The organism is Psychroflexus sp. MES1-P1E, from assembly GCF_002836055.1.
Lineage (GTDB): Bacteria > Bacteroidota > Bacteroidia > Flavobacteriales > Flavobacteriaceae > Psychroflexus.
The window spans coordinates 1-1647 of the sequence record NZ_PJBS01000270.1; the positions used below are offsets into that span (position 1 = coordinate 1).

The window sequence follows — 1647 nt, forward strand, 5'->3', positions numbered from 1 at the left end:
TTTCGTAATGAACGCTAACGGTCAGTATAAGAAACGTAGGGCAGGTGATAAGCGATATGTTTCGGTTTGGTACTCAGCCAAATATAATATTTTGCTTTTATCTTTTTTATTGAAAATGCCAAATCTTATATTTGGCGACTTTGTAAATAAACACAGACTTTTCGGAAAGCCTAAACCGCCCTATGTTTTTTATACATTGTTAGCAACAGTTTTTACTTTATCAAATCGATTTTTTCATAAATAACTTGCTTTGATTTTTCAAAGATTTCTCCGCCAAATTCTTCATTGTCTAAGGAGATAATTGATATGTCTTGAACACCCATCATTCCAAACACAAACTTCAAATATGTTGTTTGAAAATTCATATACTCATTTTTTTCATTTTCTCCATATCCTGTGTCTCCACGACTTGATAGAATGAACATTTTTTTATTTTTTAATAACCCTACGTAGTCTCCATCAGGTTTCCCAGAACGAAATTTCCAAGTTTCGTTGATACGCATAATTTGGTCAATATATGCTTTTAATCCACTCGGAACTGACCAATTGTACATTGGACTTCCAAGAACATAAATATCATTCTCTTTTAATTCCTTTACTAGCTCATCGCTAATTTTTACTCCTTTTTGGTTTAATTCTGTTCTGTCATCAGGTTTGATAAATGCACTTGAAATCCAATTCTCATCGATAGGTGAAATTATATTTAGTCCAACTTCTCTGTGCGTGAATATATCTTCAGGATGTTTCCTCTGCCAATTCTCTGTGAAATTTTCGGTTAATTTTCTGCTATAAGATTTTTCTTTTCTTACACTTGCGTTAATGATTAGTACTTTGTTCATCTGTTTTTTAATTTAATTTGAAAAAACAAAGTTGATTAATTAAAGTATATGAGAAATTGACCTAGTTCAATAAATTTTTTGTTTTTTTGCGAATTCTACTTAAAAATTCGGCTGATATTCCTAAATAAGATGCTATTAAGTATTGAGGTACTTTGTTTATAATTTTAGGATATTGCTCAATAAATTCAAAATATCTTTGTTCAGCGTCAAGGACATTGTTTGTAATTATTCTTCTTTGTAAACTTCCGAGATAATTTTCCAAAATAATGCGGAAATATTTTTCAAGTTTAGGTATCTGTTTCAGCATTTCATTAAAAGAATGATGATTGATTTGAAGTAATTTGGTTTTTTCTAGTGCTTGTATATTATAAATTGATGATTTTTGTTTTTGAAAGCTATCAATATCTGATGCCCACCAGTCATCTATTGCGAAGTAAAGTATTTCTTCTCTTCCGCTTTCTGAATTAATATAGAATGCTTTTAAGGTTCCAGCGATAATATAATTATCAGTTCGACAGATTTCCCCGTTTCTCAATAAATAATCTCTTTTATCCAAAGTCTTTTCCGTCCAAAAAATTTCAAACAGATTTTTTTCTTCTTCTGAAAGTTTAACGTGCTTCGATATATTCTTAAGAAGTTGTTCGTTCATTCAAATTGTTGCTAACGTTGTTGTGTATGATTAGTGGCGTGTTTTAAACAACCAATTTAGTAAATAATTACCGATCAATAAAGGCCGCGAGGACTTTCGTAAGTAGGCTAGAACTAGCAATAAATTATATACGGTGTTGGCAATAGTTGTGTGTCCTGA

General features: G+C 30.7%; 2 protein-coding genes. Both read right to left on the reverse strand.

Annotation, left to right across the window (positions count from 1 at the left end):
- Positions 1-212 precede the first annotated feature (212 nt).
- The gene (locus tag CXF67_RS09645) at positions 213-839 is read right to left on the reverse strand and encodes an FMN-dependent NADH-azoreductase (protein ID WP_102088568.1); all 627 of its coding nucleotides are present in this window, start codon (positions 837-839) and stop codon (positions 213-215) included.
- Between the two features lie 61 nt (positions 840-900).
- The gene (locus CXF67_RS09650; protein WP_102088569.1) at positions 901-1488 is read right to left on the reverse strand and encodes a Crp/Fnr family transcriptional regulator; all 588 of its coding nucleotides are present in this window, start codon (positions 1486-1488) and stop codon (positions 901-903) included.
- Positions 1489-1647: the final 159 nt, after the last annotated feature.